Origin of the sequence: Exiguobacterium profundum (assembly GCF_001909285.1) — a bacterium.
Classification (GTDB): Bacteria; Bacillota; Bacilli; order Exiguobacteriales; family Exiguobacteriaceae; genus Exiguobacterium; species Exiguobacterium profundum.
Genome location: NZ_MRSV01000001.1, coordinates 2509096 through 2524835, shown reverse-complemented (window position 1 = coordinate 2524835; position 15740 = coordinate 2509096). Strand labels below are relative to the sequence as shown.

Genomic DNA, 15740 nt, shown 5'->3' with positions numbered 1-15740 from the left:
GAGGATCACACATATGAAAAACCCTGAAAAACGCGCGAATTTTATCACGTTCGCCATTATCGGTGCGATTATCGTCATCGGAATCGGTTTGTTGTACTTTTTAAATGGAAACAATACTGACGATGGTGTCAACGCCGTCACAGCAGATGAATTGCAACAACAATTAGACCAAGATGGTGAAGTCGTCGCTTACTTCTGGCAAACGGGCTGCGAATACTGTGAGCAAGTGAAGCCTTATGTCGAACCCCTCATCGAAGAATATGATGCGGTCTCGATCAACTTGGCTGACCATAACGTATGGACGACGTATGGGATTGAAGGTACGCCGACTATCATCCGATTTGAAGATGGAAAAGAGGTCGGTCGCATTGAAGGAGCGGTCTCTGAACAACAATATGAGACGTTCTTTAAAAATGAGGAGGCCAAAGAGGAATGAAGCGTCGTTTCTACCAAACGTTATTTGAGCTGAACGCCTCGCCTTGGATCGCCACACGCCTCAAGCGTTTCGCAGAATCAGATGTGAGTCGTCACTTGATTCCATCGTTTGCAAAAGTATATGACATTGCGGTAGAAGAGGCAGAGCAACCGTTTGCTGCCTATCCATCATTGCATGCGTTCTTTACCCGTCACTTGAAGCCTGGAGCACGTACGATTGATGAGTCGTCTGATACTCTCGTATCACCGTGTGATGGAAAGCTATCGGTCATCGAATCGATTTCAGAAGACAGTCGTTTCGAGGTGAAAGGTCAGTCGTATACGCTTGCGGAGTTACTCGGTTCTCAACAAGAAGCAAGACGTTATGCAGGGGGGACGGTCGTCGTTCTCTACCTCAGTCCGCGCGATTATCACCGCGTCCACACACCGCTCTCTGGTCGTGTGCTCAGTCACTATGAGCTCGGGGACCGTTCGGCACCGGTGAATGAAATCGGATTGACGGAGACGGTTCGACCGCTCTCACGCAACTACCGTCGCGTGACGCGCTTTGACAGCCCGGCCGGAACGTACGAACATATCATGGTCGGTGCCTTGAACGTCAACACGATTGAGTGGACGCTCGAAGGAGACCAGGCGGGCAAAGGAGAAGAGGTGGGATACTTCTCGTTCGGTTCGACCGTCGTCCTTTGTTTTGAGAAGGATACGATTCAAATGGACCGTGAAAAGATCGGTCCGGTTCGACTCGGTGAAGTCATCGGGACAATCAAATCCAACTAATTTTGTGTCAATTTTCTTCCGACCGAACGATAGACTAGTCGTTTGGTCGGTTTTCGTTTACCATAGAAGGGATATCAATACTTGTATAAGTAGTTGAATCGTTTAGCTAATTGGAGGAATTTTACGTGTTTAATCGACTTTATCCGAAACAGTTCGTCGCGTCTGTGTTTGACATCGACCTACAAGAATTGAAAGACCGTGGGGTGCGCGTTATTTTGACGGACCTTGATAATACACTCGTGGCGTGGGACGTCCCACATGCGCCAGAGCTTTTATTGATGTGGCTTGAAAAAGTGAAATCATACGGTTTCGATGTGATTGTCGTATCAAATAATAACGAGAATCGTGTACGAACATTTACGGAGCCGCTCGGCCTTCATTATGTCGCTCGTGCTAGAAAACCATTACCATCTGGATTTAAAGCGGCACTCTCGAAATATGGGTACTCGCCGAAGGAAGCCATCTTCTTAGGGGACCAGCTGTTTACAGACGTTCTCGGGGCAAACATGGCGGGCATTCATGTCGTTCATGTGCAACCGGTCGTTAAAACGGACGGACTCGTCACGAAATTTAACCGGATGCTCGAAAAAGTGGTCTTCGCCCATATGAAGCGTCGTGGGAAGTATGTATTGATCACGAAAAAGGTGGAAGAACTTGCCGTTGACGCACAACGGGCAAAAGTCGCGGTCGCTGAAAAAATCGGTGAGGCCATGCATCCACGTTCCGAAGATTCACATAAAAAAGATGAATAAGACCTCGAACGCACAGGAAGAAGGAGGCTGCCCATGTACGGCGAGCAAGGCGTCGGAATTAACGCTTCAGGAGTAGCAGCGAGGTGCTACGGTGAATGAAGAAGGGGAAACCTGAACGGCAGTAAGTATAACTATGGAAGAAACAAAACGATATTGCGCTGGGTGCGGCGTAGCCATCCAAACGGAAGACCCGAACGGGGTCGGCTATGCACCGAAATCGGCACTTGACCGTGAGATTGTCATTTGCCAACGTTGCTTCAAATTGAAGCACTATAACCAAGTTCAAGATGTGGAGTTATCAGATGATGACTTCTTGCGCATCTTGAATGGTATCAGTTCAAAAGAAGCACTCGTCATCAAAATCGTCGACATTTTCGACTTCAATGGCAGTTGGCTTCCGGGTCTTCAACGCTCAGTCGGGTCGAACCCGGTACTGTTAGTCGGAAACAAGGTCGACTTGTTACCGAAGTCGGTCAACCCGAACCGGATGGCGAACTGGATGAAGGCAGAGGCAAAAGAACTCGGCTTGAACCCAATCGACGTTCATTTGATCAGTGCGAAAAAAGGACATGGCATCGATGAACTCGCTGAAAAGATTGAGTACTACCGCAAAGGCAAAGACGTCTTTGTCGTCGGTTGTACGAATGTCGGGAAGTCGACACTCATCAACCAGGTGATCAAACGTTTCGGTGAAGAGGATGAAGCCATCATCACCGTCAGTCATTTCCCGGGAACGACGCTTGACTTGATCGACATTCCGCTCGACGATGATGCGAACTTGTACGACACACCAGGAATCATCAACCGTCATCAAATGGCACACTATGTCGATGCGAAAGATTTGAAGACGATCACACCGAAGAAAGAAATCAAGCCGCACGTGTTCCAGTTGAATCCGCAGCAAACGCTCTATTTCGGCGGATTGGCACGTTTAGATTATCTTGAAGGAAATAAGCGATCGTTCGTCATTTATATGTCGAATGAATTGAAAGCACACCGTACGAAACTCGAACGTGCCGATGAGCTCTATGACCAACATATTGGGAAGATGCTCAACCCGCCGAATGAGAAGACACTCGAAATCTTACCGCCACTCGTCCGTCATGAGTTCAGCTTACGGGACGGCGTGAAAACGGATATCGTGTTCAGTGGTCTCGGTTGGGTCGCGATTCACGGAAAAGGTGGCCGTATCGCAGCATGGGCTCCAAAAGGCGTCGCAGTCACACTTCGCGAGGCGCTCGTATGAATCTGGCCGTCATCGGTCACCCGATTGCTCATTCGCTCTCTCCCCAACTGCACGAGCAGTGGTTGAGGGCGTCTGGGCTTTTCGGGCGTTATGAGACCATCGATGCCACACCAGATCAACTCCCAGCCTTATTTGCGGCAATGCGAGAAGGGGACTGGGATGGATTCAATGTCACGATTCCCTATAAAGAGGTGGTCGTTCGGTATCTCGATGACCTTGACGAAGCGGCGAAACATGCTGGAGCCGTCAATACGGTGTATAAACGAGACGGGCGACTTATCGGGACGAATACGGACGGGACAGGTCTTGTCCAAGCGCTGATGCCATACACAGACTTTACAGGGCGTGTCCTGATTGTCGGTGCCGGAGGAGCGGCTCGGGGGATTGTCCAAGCTCTCCCGACGCGTGACGTGACGATTGTCAATCGAACTGTGAAACGGGCAAAAGCGCTCGCCGACACGTTCGGAGTCGTCTACACGACGTTTGATGAGATGGACGTCTCTCGATATGATGTCATTATTCAGACCACTTCTGTCGGGATGGACGAGAGATCGACACCACTTTCATTAGAAGGATTACGACAAAACACGGTCGTTTGTGATATCATATATCGTCCACTTGTCACCCCGATGCTTCAAGAAGCGAAACGTCGCGGAGCCAAAGTTGTGACAGGTGTAGCCATGTTCGTCGGGCAGGGCGCGCTCTCGTTCGAGAAATGGACGGGCGTGAAACCGGACGAAACCATTGGAAAAAAGTTAATCGAAGGATTATTGGAGGAATAATATACTATGTTATCAGGTAAACAAAAACGCTTTTTACGCGCAGAAGCGCACCATCTTTCACCAATCTATCAAGTTGGGAAAAATGGAGTCAGCGAAGCGATGTGTAAAGATATCGCGGACGCACTCGAGAAACGTGAATTGATTAAAGTTCAAGTACTTCAAAACTGCATGGACACGCCTAAAGATGTCGCTGGTGAGTTAGCTGAAGGCACACAGGCTGAAGTCGTTCAAGTGATTGGAAAAGTCATCGTCTTGTACAAAGAGGCGACCGAGAAAGAAAATCGCCAAATCAAACTCCCATGAGCCGGATCGGCTTGATGGGCGGAACATTCGACCCGCCGCATCTCGGACATCTGTTAATCGCGGAACAAGCGCGTGAACAGCTTGAACTTGATGAGGTGTGGTTCCTGCCGGCTGCGATTCCACCACATAAGGTCGGATTCAGCTCGGCAGACCACCGAATCGAGATGACGCGACGCGCCATACAAAATCAGTCCGACTTCAAGTTGAACTTGATTGAGTTTGAACGGAGTGAGCCGTCTTATACGGTCGAGACGATGAAACGGCTGATCGAACAGTATCCGAATGATGAATTCTACTTTTTGATTGGTGCCGATTCACTCGTTTCGCTCGAATCCTGGTATGACTATGAGACGCTCATCCGTCTTGTCACGTTCGGTGCGGTCGCACGGCCAGGGACACGTTATTTGATTCCGGAGAAGGCAGACGTCCACGCGATTGACATGCCGCAACTCGAGATTTCATCGACGGACATCCGGGAACGGGCGAAACGAGGCAAATCCATCAAATATCTTGTCCCGACGCCAGTCGAGGAGTATGTGAAGGAGCATAAGTTGTATGACGTTTGAAGAAGCGCACGAGTTGATTAAACAGACGCTGCCAGAAAAACGCTATATCCATACGCTCGGTGTCGTCGAGACGGCGGAACGCATGGCGATTCAATTCGGTGAAGAGGTCGAACAGGCTCGTCTTGCTGCCATGCTTCATGATTATGCGAAGTACTTTGACGTCGAAGAAATGCGTCGAGTCGTCGTGGAAGAAGGGTTAGACCCGAATCTACTTGAGTACGGGGACGAACTACTTCATGCGCCGGTCGGTGCGATTTTACTTTCCCGTCAATACGACCTGGATGACGCGGTGCTCTCGGCGATTCGGAATCATACGACGGGAGAGCCCGGGATGTCTCGGCTCGACCAAATTCTGTTCGTGGCTGATGCCATCGAACCGAATCGGGATTATCCCGGCGTCGACCGGTTGCGGGCAGAAGTGGAGCGTTCGCTCGAAGCGGCGGTTGTCGCGACACTGAAACAAACGATTGAATTTTTATTGAAGAAGTCGGTGCGTATTTTTCCACTGACGATTGAAACGTATAACGATTTTGTGAATATACCTTAGGAGGGTCAATATGACTGCAAGAGAAGAATTAGAATTGATTGTTAAAGCGGCTGACGATAAACGTGCCGAGGAAATCGTTGTACTCGACATGGAAGGGATTTCGCCAATCGCGGATTACTTCGTTATCTGTCACGGAAACTCGGAGAAGCAAGTCGAAGCGATCGCACGTGAAATCAAAGACGTTGCTGGCGAAAACGGCTTACCACTCCACAAGTTCGAAGGAATGGACACGGCACGTTGGGTCCTCGCTGACCTCGAGAACGTCGTCGTCCACATCTTCCATCGTGATGACCGTGATTACTACAACCTAGAGAAATTGTGGGCTGACGCGCCACACGTCGAAGTGGAAGTCGGCTAATGGCTTACGAAGGATTCGCCTATGTATACGACGAGTTGATGAAAGACGCGCCGTATGATGAGTGGGTCGCTTTCGTGCGTCGTCACGTCCAAGATGGCGCGACACTCGCGGATGTCGGGTGCGGGACCGGATCAGCGACGATTCGCCTCGCTGAATATTACGATGTCATGGGGATCGACTTATCCGAGTCGATGCTCGAAGTCGCACAAGAAAAGGCGCTCGAGGCCGAAATCGAGTTGCCGCTTTGGGAACAGGATATGCGTGAGTTGGAGTTACCGGAACCGGTCGATGCGGTGACGATTCTTTGCGACTCCCTTTGCTATTTGCGAGACGAGGCGGACGTGATTGATACGTTTGAATCTGTCTACAATCAACTCAAACCAGGCGGCTTGTTCATCTTTGATGTCCATGCTCCGAACAAGATGCAGACGCTCTTCAACCAAAAGACGTATGCGTCAAACGGAGAAGATTGCTCATATATTTGGTTTGCCGACCCGGGAGAAGCCCCGCTGTCGGTCGTTCATGACTTAACGTTCTTCGTCGCGCTTGAAGATGGGACGTATGAACGAATTGAGGAGACACATGAACAACGGACGTATGAACCAGGGCAGTACATGCAATGGTTGATTGGTGCCGGTTTCCATGTCAAATCGGTCACCTCTGATTTCACCGAACATGCACCAGGAGCGGATGCCGAGCGCATCTTCTTCGTTGCCCAAAAATAAGCAAATCCCCGATTCTGACGAATCGGGGATTTTTGTCGTTATGCTTCGTGGCTGAACTGCCACTGGACGCCGAACTGGTCTTCGAGCATGCCGTACGCCTTGCTCCAAAACGTCTCTTGAAGCGGCATCAAGACACGTCCGTTCACAGAGAGCGCCTCGAACTCACGATGGATGGCCTCGAGGTCGTCTGTGACGACAGCGAGCGTGACATTGTCCCCGAATGTGACCGGTCCGTCAGGCATCGCATCAGAAAACATGAGCGATGAGCCGTGAACCGAGAGTCGGGTATGCAGCACAAGATTGGCCATTTCACTCGGCACCGGTTGACCGTCTGGACCAGGTTGATCACCGAACGTCATAATGTCTGGAGCGGCGTGGTTGAACACATCGGCATAAAAGGTTACGGCGTCTCGACAATTCCCATTAAAGTTGAGATACGGATTGATCGGCATAGCAAGTTCCTCCTCGAATTCATAATATTAATTATAGAACGTATGTTCGTAAATAGCAAGAGAGTCCAACTAAATTCAATTGTGTGGTTGAACACGATTGAGAGTTGGGAATAGAGCATATAGAGAACAAACTAGACGAAAGAAGGCGAAGCATCATGAAGCTCACGAAAGGACGTATCCTCGAATTTGGATTCGTCTTGTTCATGGCGATCATACTTATCACATCAATCATTGAAGAATCATGGTTCGATGCGAGTGTAGCGGGGGCCGGAATCATTTCTGGGCTCATCCCGTTCTTCATTGAAAAGACGTTTAAAACAGAACTCGATGGCAAGATGAAGGTGGCGTATATCCTGTTCTTGTTTGCCTCCCAGTATTTAGGATCGATTGTCGGACTATACGGGAATGGATGGTGGGACACGTTCCTTCATCTCTTAAGCGGAATCTTTCTCGCATTCCTTGGATTCGACTTCTTCAGTAGGCTCGATGATGACATTCGGACCGAGATCCCGAAACGATTTTTGTTCGTATACATTGTCGTCTTTTCCATGGCTGGGGCGGCGCTTTGGGAGATGTATGAATTCACATCTGACGTCGTCCTGAACACGACGATGCAAGGGAACGGGAATGACGATACGATGGTCGACATCATCGCGGGGTCCCTAGGCGGTATCTTGGCAGCATTTTTCGTCGTGACGCTCCATCAACGTGAAAAATCCAAACAAAAGAGACATATGAAAAAAAGTTCGTGATTCACGAGCTTTTTATTTGTAATCATTCTAATCTTTGATTAATATCAAGATTGTAATGATTATAAATAATGGGAGGCAATCATATGGATCAACACCGTCAACTAACTACTAACCAAGGCGTACCAATCGGGGATAACGCCAACTCCATCACTGCGGGTCGTCGGGGCCCGACGCTTCTCGAAGACTACCAACTAATTGAGAAATTAGCGCATTTCGATCGTGAACGAGTACCAGAACGTGTCGTTCACGCGAGAGGCGCAGGGGCGCATGGTGTCTTCACTGTAAAAAATAGTATGAAACGCTATACGAAAGCCGCATTCTTGCAAGAAGAAGGGCAAGAGACGCCTGTGTTTGCGCGCTTCTCGACCGTCATCCACGGATTAGGTTCACCGGAGACGCTTCGTGACCCACGCGGTTTCGCCGTCAAGTTTTACACGGAAGAAGGGAACTATGATTTCGTCGGAAACAACTTACCGGTCTTCTTTATCCGTGACGCGATTAAATTCCCGGACGTGATTCACTCGCTCAAGCCGGACCCACAAACGAATCTTCAAGACCCGGACCGCTTCTTCGACTTCATGTCGCTCACACCGGAATCAACGAACATGCTCGTGCATCTCTTCAGTGACGAGGGAATCCCAGCATCGTATCGCCACATGCGAGGGTCATCCGTCCATTCCTTCAAGTGGGTGAATGAATTCGGCAACACGGTGTACATAAAGATGCGCTGGGTACCGAAGCAAGGGATTCAAAACTTGTCGATGGAAGAAGCGGCGAAAATCCAAGCAGAAGACTTCAACCATGCGACACGTGATCTGTTCAACGCCATTGAAAATGGAGACTATCCGGAATGGGATCTATATGTACAGATTCTCGACCCAGCGGACATGGACAACTTTGACTTCGACCCGCTCGATGCGACGAAAGATTGGTTCGAAGATGTCATCCCGTATCAATTGGTTGGAACGATGACCCTCAACAAAAATGTCGATAACTTCTTCGCCGAGACTGAGTCTGTCGGTTTCAACCCAGGCGTCCTCGTACCAGGGATCCAGCCGTCAGAAGACAAGATGCTCCAAGGACGACTCTTCTCGTATTCGGATACGCAACGTTACCGCATCGGACCGAACTATCTCCAACTCCCGATCAACTGCCCGTTCGCTCAAGTCGCGAACAACCAGCGTGACGGGGCGATGCCGTTCAAGCAACAGACGAGCCCGGTCAACTACGAGCCGAACCGTTACGAAGACGCACCGAAGCCGAATGCGGACTATATCGAGACGCCGCAACCGATCACAGGCGTGACGGGTCGTCAGAAGATTGAGAAGACGAACGACTTCGGTCAAGCCGGAGAGGTATATCGTCGCTACTCTCAGGAAGAGAAGGATGCACTCGTTCGTAACCTCGTGGCGCATATCAAAGAAGTTCGTCACGAGAAGACCGTTCTCCTCTTGATCTGCAACTTCTATCGTGCGGACCGTGAACTCGGAGAGCGTCTCTCGAAAGAGTTGAACGTCGATCTCGCACCATTCTTGAATCAAATGTCGAACTAAACACGTAACCGCGGTCTTACACCGCGGTTTTTTTCTATGCGAAAAGACGCCTCTCTCGTGGAGAAACGTCTCGTTCGTCATAGTTATTCCCCGACCATCCCGTCACCGTCTCGGTCGTCCATGTATTGATACAGCCAATGGTCACGCGTGATCGGCATCTCGAATCCGGCGTTCTTTGCTTCTTTGATTGTCACTTGTCCGTTTCCGTCAAGGTCGATATCGGATAATTCCCGTTCCTCGACTGGTTCCGTCGTCACTGCAGGAGGGGAATCATCCGTCAACCCGAGCGATTCGTTCACTTCCTCCGGATCCACATTATCATACGTATCGGTGACCGTATTGCCCCGTACGGTATACGTGTATTGGTAGCGGGAAGGAATCTGAGTCGTCGTGTTCGGATAGGTGATGATGGCTTCGAAGTCTTTCGCCCCGCCAGCCTTCCGGATGACATCTTCCATGAATGCCTGGTCGCCGTAACGGTTGAGTGCGCTGTTTTGTGGCGTGATGTTATAGGCGTTCGAGACACCGCCAAGTGAATCGGCGATGATATGGCCTTCGTCGAGGTTCGGGTCTTCGACACCCGGAACTTTCGCCTCGTCTGCATAATAGCGTCCTGAAGAATTGACGTCTTCGGTCTCGTCGTTTTGAAGAATGATCTCATCAGCAATCACGCGAACCAGTTGACCGTGTTCGTTCGTGAACGCCCAGTACTCTCGGTCGCCAAAGCCGATATCAACGACGACATTCGCCTCCCGTGTGCCGGACTGATCGCCGCCATCGACCTCGATCTTCGTATAGCCTTCAAATACATCGCCTTCAGATTTAGGGGGCTCGGTGGTTTGTTCCTCTTGTAAAGGTTCCTTTTCCACTGTTTCTTCGGTTGACGTCGACGTCGAGACACTCACGTCGGCATCCGTGCAGCCTGAGAGGAATAGCATCCCAAGTAGGAATGGGATGTAAAATGGTATTCTTTTCATCTATCTCGCTCCTTATTCGAAGTTACACTATCGTATTTACTATGTAGCTTATAATGATAGCATAAGAAGACGAGATTTGAGCGTCCTCCCTCAAAATGTGCTCGATGGATTCCTCTCATTTGTGGATTCAGAGAGCTTATGCCAAGATTGAAAAAAAGGGGGAAGAACGTATGAACGAAGTGATTGAGACCTTATTGAAACACCGTTCCGTCCGCGATTTTACGGACGAGAAATTGACAGACGAACAGATCCAAACCATCGTCGAGAGCGCACAACGGGCATCGACGTCGAGCTTTATCCAAGCCTACTCCATCATCGGGGTGACCGATGAAGCGAAAAAGGAACGACTTGCCGAGATTGCGGGCAACCAGTCCTATGTCGTCGAGAACGGTCACTTCTTCGTTTTTTGTGCGGATTTGCACCGCCATGAAGTGATTGGTGAACTGCAAGAAACAGAAGTGTCCTCAACACTTGAGACGGATGAGAAGTTGCTTGTCGCGGTGATCGACGCTGCACTTGCCTCTCAAAATGCAGCAGTGGCGGCAGAGTCGATGGGGCTCGGAATTTGTTATATCGGTGGCATTCGGAACGACCTCTTTGCGGTGAAAGAAGTGCTCGCATTACCGGAACGGGTCATTCCGCTCTTCGGCATGGCCGTCGGTGTACCGGCCTCAGTCGAGGATCAAAAACCACGCTTACCGTTCCAACATGTCTACCATGAAAATACGTATGAAGCGAATCCAGAACGGATCAAGCAGTCCCTTTCCGATTACGATGCGTTAATCCACGATTACTACATGGTCCGTGGATCGAACCCGCGTAAAGATACGTGGACTGGTCAAATGGGGCGCATGTTGTCAAAATCGACGCGTCTTGACGTCAAAGACTTTTTGAAAGCACAAGGTTATTTGAAGCAATAAGTTAAACCGCCGACAAATCACTGTCGGCGGTTTTGTCATGTTCAATTCAATTGGGCGTCGAGCCAATTCTTGTCGATGGCACCGAATTGTTTCGCGATGATCACACCGGATTCATCGAGCACATATGTCGTCGGCATCGCCTGAATCCGATACGCATCTCCGACTTGACCGTCACGGTCATAGACGACGGTAAACGCGTCTTCGTACGGTTCGACGAACGAGATGGCATCGTCCGGGTCACGTTCGCTCGTCGTCGTGTTGACGGCGACAATCGTCACGTCGTCTCGTTCTTTCGCGAACACCGCCATATCCGGCATCTCCGCCCGACAAGGCGGGCACCAGGACGCCCAAAAGTTAACGACGACTTGTTGACCGCGTAACGATGCTAAGTCGAACGTACTCCCGTCGGTTCGTTGTAACTTAAACGATGGGGGGATTTGCCCGATGTTCAAACCGGTCGATGCCGTCTCTGTCGTGATCGTTTGTGTCGCGCGTTCCGGTAGAGCAGCATTCACGACCGCAAGCAAGACGAGGACTCCGATACTAACTTGAATCGCTTTTTTTGAAGGACAGGCGACATAGAGCGAAAGTCTGAATAGGACGAGGGCGATGACAATCATCCACCATTGAATCTGTCCGACCGCATATGACATAACTAGCCAGATGCCGGATGCACCGCATACTGTCCAAAGAATGTGTCCACGAGTCGGTTCATGCATCCAGCGCCACGTCGTTCCAAGTAGCAGAAGAATGAGAATGGCGCTCCATAGATGAATCGGCTGGTCGGAAAGGTTCAAAATCGTCCCGTATACGGGAACCGCGAGCGTCATCCCGAGCCAGATGAGGAGCCCGCTGAGCATCCAATATCCTAAAAGGTCTCGATCGAGTCGATAGACGAACCAAATGACGATTGCGGCCGCAATCCATTGAGACCATACGCCTCCTGTGGCGTAAAGAGCGAGCGATAGGTCACGTGTCGTTAACAGACCGATGACGATGGCACTTCCTTTCCAGGCAAGAAAACCATAGAACCATGTCCCGATGACGGCTTCACGCTGTTTACTCGACAATCCGAGAAAGCGGAAGATGCCGTAAAGGACGGCAAGGCTTAGTAAAAAGATGAGTAAATCGAAACGAATGTTGAGTGGACCGATGGCGACCACGTCTTTCCCTCCTAAACAAAAGGCGCCCCTCTCGAAGCGGGCGCCATATTCATAGTCAGTATAGCATTACTTGATTTGTTGAGCGTTCAAGACAGTCTTCATCGCGCCGTAGCCACCGAGGATATTGTGGATATCTTTGTAGCCGAGCGATTGAAGGATACTTGCCGCCATGCGTGAACGGACGCCTGACGCACAATGCACCGCAATCGTTTTGTCTGTCGGAAGACCTTCGTGGTCACGTGCGAGCTTACCGAGCAAGATACGTTCTGCCTTTTCGTAATGGCTCGCGTTCCATTCTGTCGCGTTTCGAACGTCGAGGACGAACACGTCACCTTTTTCAGCAGCTTCAATCGCTTCTTCTGCCGTCACGTCCGTATACGTTTCCGTCAAAAGTGATGCATCGAGTTCTTCGACTGGGACGATGAAGCGAAGACGGTCGAGACCGATTGATTGGAGGTCCGTTTGTACTTGATCGACGTTTTCTGCACTTGCGATAATCGTGATGTCTTTGTCGAAGTTGACGAGCCAGCCTGCCCAAGAGACGAACTTGTTGTTGTAAGGGATGTTGATTGTCCCTGGTACGTGACCATTTGCGAAATCTTCACCTTTACGTGTATCGACGACCTGTGTCTCTTCGACGAGTGTATCAAGCCGGTCCGACCCGACGACTTCAGGACGAGCGATGTCCGTCGTCTCTTGAATGCCTTCTTTGTTTACTTTCTTCATCATGGCGAAGTAGTTCGGCGGTTCTGGTTGATCCGTCGTCAATTCTTTGATGAAGGCATCTTTGTCCGTCATTTGAAGCGCCCAGTTCGTCGCTTTCTCGTAACCGACCGTCGATGTGGGGATCGCACCGAGTGCTTTCCCGCAAGCACTACCTGCGCCGTGTCCTGGCCAGACTTGAACGAAGTCAGGAAGTGCCATGAATTTTTTGAGTGAATCAAACATTTGTTCCGCACCGATTGCCGTCGTTCCTTTCACACCGGCTGCTTCTTCGAGAAGGTCAGGTCGACCGATATCTCCGACGAAGACGAAGTCTCCTGTGAAGATCCCCATCGGTTGTGTCTGGTTGCGGTCATAAAGAAGGAACGAAATATGTTCCGGTGTGTGACCAGGTGTGTGCATGACTTCGAGTGTCACGTTTCCGATCTTGAACGTGTCGCCTTCTTTGACGAGTTGTGCGTCGATTTCTTTCGCGAATGCATACTTCCAAGAAGCATCACCTTCGTCTGATAGATAGGCTTTCGAACCTGTGCGCTTCGCGAGTTCGAGTGAACCGGACACAAAGTCCGCATGGATATGCGTCTCTGCCGTTGCGACGATGTTCATGCCTTCTTTTTTCGCTTCTTGAAGATAAGGCTCGATGTTACGGGCCGGATCGATGACGATCGCTTCTCCCGTCATTTGGCAACCGACCATATATGAAGCTTGTGCTAGTTTCTCATCATAAAAATAACGTAATAGCATATAAATTTCCTCCTATGAGTAAAGTAATCGTTTATTCGACTTCGCCTTGCCAGCTCATCATCCCACCGTCGACGTTCGTGACGTCGAATCCGAGTGAGTCAAGATAAGCAGATGCGTTCATGCTGCGTCCACCGGCTGCGCAAATGACGTGAATCGGTTTAGAGCGATCGAGCTCATCGACTTTTGCCCCGAATTCAGAAAGTGGTACGTTTTTCGCTTGTTTAATGTGACCTCCAGCATATTCATCCACCTCTCGTACATCGATGAGATTGAGTGAGTCGTCAGCTTGAAGTAACGCTTCTAATTCAGTAGTCGTAATCGTCTTCATGAGTCTGTGATCTCCTTTTCATGGTTAAGGTTTTTGGCAACGAGAATGTTTCGTTGGCTTTAATATACCCCCTAAGGTATAATGAGCGCAAGTGAAAAGAATTGGAGGGGAAAACATGAAGAGAATTTCCTTATTTGTCGGAGTTTTGGCTTTAATAGCGATTTTTATCTTTGTAATCACATCAGGAAAGGATGGAATTAAGAAAATTGACGTTAAAACTCTACAAAACAAATTGGAAAACGAGGAAATAACGCTCCTTGACGTACGAGAATCGTCTGAATACGAGGGGGGGCATATCGAAGGGGCGGTGAACGCACCACTTTCTTCATTAGATGCAAATCAACTGCCTTATCCGAAAGACGAACCAATCTATGTAATCTGTCGGAGCGGTAACCGAAGTGCCCAGGCGGCTAGTCAATTACAGGATGCCGGCTATACGGAAATCTATGACGTATCAGGCGGGATGATAGCTTGGCAATCGATTGAATAAGTAGAGAAGACGAAAGCAAATGGAGGAGTCTATATGGAGTTCGGGTTTATCATTACAATCTTTCTAATTGGATTTATCGGGTCGTTCATTTCTGGGATGGTCGGGATTGGTGGATCGATCATCAAGTATCCGATGTTGTTATACATTCCACCAATTCTAGGGTTCGCGGCTTTCAGCGCGCATGAAGTATCCGGAATCAGTGCAATTCAAGTATTCTTTGCGACAATCGGGGGGATTTATGCTTATCGTAAAGGTGGATACTTAAACAAGCAGTTGATTCTTTACATGGGGGTGTCGGTATTAATTGGTAGCTTCATCGGTGGATACGGATCGACGATTCTTTCGGAAGTGATGATCAATGTCGTCTATGCCGTACTCGCAACGATTGCCACAATCATGATGTTCTTGCCGAAGCCACAAGTGGACGATATGCCACTCGACCAAGTCCGGTTCAACAAAGTGATTGCAGCAAGCTCTGCCTTCATTGTAGGAATCGCCGCAGGAATCGTCGGGGCAGCGGGAGCCTTCATTCTCATGCCGATCATGCTTGTCGTCTTACGCATCCCGACGAAGATGGCGATTGCGAGTTCTCTCGCCATCACCTTCATCTCGTCGATTGGCTCGACGTTCGGTAAGATCATCACCGATCAAATTGTCTGGGGTCCGGCCATCATTATGATTATCGCGAGCCTGATTGCCGCTCCAATCGGGGCGAATGTCGGAAAGAATATGAATACAAAAGCACTCCAATGGATTTTAGCGCTACTCATCTTGGCGAGTACCATCAAAATCTGGAGTGACTTGATTGCATAAAAAAATCACGATGCCTATATGCTGGCATCGTGATTTTTGTGTTATTTCGTAATGAAATAGTAGAGGAGTCCGAGTCCGATGAACGAGACAGGGAGCAAGATGATGTAGAGCCAAGATACCATCGACCAGCTCTTCTTTTGACTGTACGTGGAGCGGTCTTTCCCGAGCCCGACCATAATAGTGAAAATCATTGCAATCAAACAGACGAGCAAGGCTAATCCGATTGTTAGGTACAAAAACATCACACCCTTTACTGATCGTTATAACTTAAGAATAGCGTGAACTACTCGCCACTTATTTGCTTCGCAAATTGAAGGGGGAGCTTCTTGGGAAG

The 15740-nt window shown here is 49.5% G+C and carries 21 protein-coding genes; 15 read left to right on the top strand and 6 right to left on the bottom strand.

The window, feature by feature from the left end; translation table 11 throughout:
• The first annotated feature begins 13 nt into the window (after positions 1–13).
• From BBB58_RS13030 to BBB58_RS12985, 10 genes are all read left to right on the top strand, one after another.
• Positions 14–436 carry a thioredoxin family protein gene (locus tag BBB58_RS13030; protein WP_031421245.1) on the top strand — a complete coding sequence of 141 codons (423 nt, stop codon included), beginning with the start codon at positions 14–16 and terminating at the stop codon, positions 434–436.
• The gene (locus BBB58_RS13025; protein ID WP_074037634.1) at positions 433–1212 is read left to right on the top strand and encodes a phosphatidylserine decarboxylase; all 780 of its coding nucleotides are present in this window, start codon (positions 433–435) and stop codon (positions 1210–1212) included. The genes BBB58_RS13030 and BBB58_RS13025 overlap by 4 nt, the downstream gene beginning before the upstream one ends.
• A 125-nt stretch (positions 1213–1337) precedes the next feature.
• Positions 1338–1964: a YqeG family HAD IIIA-type phosphatase gene (locus BBB58_RS13020; RefSeq protein WP_074037633.1), complete on the top strand. Its 627-nt coding sequence runs from the start codon at positions 1338–1340 to the stop codon at positions 1962–1964.
• Positions 1965–2097: 133 nt separating this feature from the next.
• Positions 2098–3210 (top strand): ribosome biogenesis GTPase YqeH, encoded by a 1113-nt coding sequence (gene yqeH / locus BBB58_RS13015; RefSeq protein ID WP_015880995.1) that lies wholly within the window; start codon positions 2098–2100, stop codon positions 3208–3210.
• Complete coding sequence (aroE, locus tag BBB58_RS13010; RefSeq protein WP_074037632.1) at positions 3207–3992, top strand: shikimate dehydrogenase; 786 nt, start codon at positions 3207–3209, stop codon at positions 3990–3992. The genes yqeH and aroE overlap by 4 nt, the downstream gene beginning before the upstream one ends.
• Before the next feature lie 6 nt (positions 3993–3998).
• Positions 3999–4295: a ribosome assembly RNA-binding protein YhbY gene (gene yhbY / locus BBB58_RS13005; protein WP_015880997.1), complete on the top strand. Its 297-nt coding sequence runs from the start codon at positions 3999–4001 to the stop codon at positions 4293–4295.
• Positions 4292–4861, top strand: a complete 570-nt coding sequence (locus tag BBB58_RS13000; RefSeq protein ID WP_074037631.1) for a nicotinate-nucleotide adenylyltransferase — start codon at positions 4292–4294, stop codon at positions 4859–4861. Before yhbY ends, BBB58_RS13000 begins: the two co-directional genes overlap by 4 nt.
• A complete protein-coding gene (gene yqeK / locus BBB58_RS12995) occupies positions 4851–5408 on the top strand; it encodes a bis(5'-nucleosyl)-tetraphosphatase (symmetrical) YqeK (protein ID WP_074037630.1) in 558 nt (185 codons plus the stop codon). The genes BBB58_RS13000 and yqeK overlap by 11 nt, the downstream gene beginning before the upstream one ends.
• A 10-nt stretch (positions 5409–5418) precedes the next feature.
• On the top strand, positions 5419–5766 hold the full coding sequence (gene rsfS / locus BBB58_RS12990; RefSeq protein ID WP_015881000.1) for a ribosome silencing factor: 348 nt from the start codon (positions 5419–5421) through the stop codon (positions 5764–5766).
• Positions 5766–6491, top strand: coding sequence for a class I SAM-dependent DNA methyltransferase (locus BBB58_RS12985; protein WP_074037629.1), 726 nt, complete (start codon positions 5766–5768; stop codon positions 6489–6491). The genes rsfS and BBB58_RS12985 overlap by 1 nt, the downstream gene beginning before the upstream one ends.
• A gap of 38 nt (positions 6492–6529) precedes the next feature.
• Here BBB58_RS12985 and BBB58_RS12980 read toward each other — a convergent pair whose 3' ends face one another.
• Positions 6530–6943: a VOC family protein gene (locus BBB58_RS12980; protein WP_074037628.1), complete on the bottom strand. Its 414-nt coding sequence runs from the start codon at positions 6941–6943 to the stop codon at positions 6530–6532.
• Between the two features lie 155 nt (positions 6944–7098).
• Between BBB58_RS12980 and BBB58_RS12975 the strand changes: the two genes are divergently transcribed.
• Together BBB58_RS12975 and BBB58_RS12970 are read left to right on the top strand one after the other, a co-directional pair.
• Complete coding sequence (locus BBB58_RS12975; RefSeq protein ID WP_074037627.1) at positions 7099–7695, top strand: DUF2238 domain-containing protein; 597 nt, start codon at positions 7099–7101, stop codon at positions 7693–7695.
• 83 nt (positions 7696–7778) lie between these two features.
• Positions 7779–9248 carry a catalase gene (locus tag BBB58_RS12970; RefSeq protein WP_031421259.1) on the top strand — a complete coding sequence of 490 codons (1470 nt, stop codon included), beginning with the start codon at positions 7779–7781 and terminating at the stop codon, positions 9246–9248.
• An 83-nt stretch (positions 9249–9331) separates the two neighbouring features.
• On the opposite strand, the gene BBB58_RS12965 is transcribed toward BBB58_RS12970, so the two are convergent.
• On the bottom strand, positions 9332–10225 hold the full coding sequence (locus BBB58_RS12965; protein WP_074037626.1) for a DNA/RNA non-specific endonuclease: 894 nt from the start codon (positions 10223–10225) through the stop codon (positions 9332–9334).
• Positions 10226–10395: 170 nt separating this feature from the next.
• Between BBB58_RS12965 and nfsA the strand changes: the two genes are divergently transcribed.
• A complete protein-coding gene (nfsA, locus tag BBB58_RS12960; protein ID WP_015881006.1) occupies positions 10396–11145 on the top strand; it encodes an oxygen-insensitive NADPH nitroreductase in 750 nt (249 codons plus the stop codon).
• A 41-nt stretch (positions 11146–11186) separates the two neighbouring features.
• On the opposite strand, the gene BBB58_RS12955 is transcribed toward nfsA, so the two are convergent.
• The 3 genes from BBB58_RS12955 to BBB58_RS12945 all read right to left on the bottom strand — a co-directional run bounded on the left by BBB58_RS12955 (position 11187) and on the right by BBB58_RS12945 (position 14103).
• The gene (locus BBB58_RS12955) at positions 11187–12308 is read right to left on the bottom strand and encodes a TlpA family protein disulfide reductase (RefSeq protein ID WP_074037625.1); all 1122 of its coding nucleotides are present in this window, start codon (positions 12306–12308) and stop codon (positions 11187–11189) included.
• A gap of 66 nt (positions 12309–12374) precedes the next feature.
• The gene (locus BBB58_RS12950) at positions 12375–13775 is read right to left on the bottom strand and encodes an MBL fold metallo-hydrolase (RefSeq protein WP_074037624.1); all 1401 of its coding nucleotides are present in this window, start codon (positions 13773–13775) and stop codon (positions 12375–12377) included.
• 31 nt (positions 13776–13806) lie between these two features.
• Complete coding sequence (locus BBB58_RS12945; protein WP_015881009.1) at positions 13807–14103, bottom strand: rhodanese-like domain-containing protein; 297 nt, start codon at positions 14101–14103, stop codon at positions 13807–13809.
• A gap of 115 nt (positions 14104–14218) precedes the next feature.
• Here BBB58_RS12945 and BBB58_RS12940 point away from each other — a divergent pair, with 115 nt between their 5' ends.
• A complete protein-coding gene (locus BBB58_RS12940; RefSeq protein WP_074037623.1) occupies positions 14219–14593 on the top strand; it encodes a rhodanese-like domain-containing protein in 375 nt (124 codons plus the stop codon).
• A 33-nt stretch (positions 14594–14626) separates the two neighbouring features.
• On the top strand, positions 14627–15406 hold the full coding sequence (locus BBB58_RS12935; RefSeq protein ID WP_074037622.1) for a sulfite exporter TauE/SafE family protein: 780 nt from the start codon (positions 14627–14629) through the stop codon (positions 15404–15406).
• Positions 15407–15447: 41 nt separating this feature from the next.
• On the opposite strand, the gene BBB58_RS12930 is transcribed toward BBB58_RS12935, so the two are convergent.
• Positions 15448–15648, bottom strand: a complete 201-nt coding sequence (locus BBB58_RS12930; RefSeq protein ID WP_074037621.1) for a hypothetical protein — start codon at positions 15646–15648, stop codon at positions 15448–15450.
• Between the last annotated feature and the right edge of the window lie 92 nt (positions 15649–15740).